The organism is Xenorhabdus indica (assembly GCF_014467235.1).
Classification (GTDB): domain Bacteria; phylum Pseudomonadota; class Gammaproteobacteria; order Enterobacterales; family Enterobacteriaceae; genus Xenorhabdus; species Xenorhabdus indica.
The window spans coordinates 1-364 of sequence record NZ_NKHP01000129.1 but is presented as its reverse complement, the minus strand read 5'-3'; the positions used below and the strand labels follow the sequence as shown (position 1 = coordinate 364).

The window sequence follows — 364 nt, the reverse complement described above, 5'->3', positions numbered from 1 at the left end:
AGTGTCAGCAGTTTTTTCAACGTCTTCCTGCTGCGATCACCCAATACATGTGCCACTATCCGCTTCATCGTTGGCTCCCAAGCATACCAGAGCCAGCGTTGGTTTTTCTTGTTACCGACAAATGACCACTGCTGGTGAGTAGGCCTACCCAGTCACCCGGGCAGATCCCTCCTCAGAACCGGACATGCAGAACTACCGCATCCGGCTCCCGACAGACCCCAGTCGTCACACCTATTCAGCAAGAATTGAACATTGAATGGACTTTCCAGCTTGAAGGATAACCCAGCACTTTCAGGATCAGAGTCAGCTTTTCCCACGTTAACCCTCGTCGTCCTCCCTTCCGGTTGAACCCTCTGTAAAGTAC

Annotated in this window: 1 pseudogene; it reads right to left on the bottom strand. The window is 51.9% G+C overall.

What is annotated here, in order from left to right:
• A pseudogene (locus tag Xind_RS19825) lies at positions 1-134 on the bottom strand (IS1 family transposase); the annotation flags it as partial.
• Between the last annotated feature and the right edge of the window lie 230 nt (positions 135-364).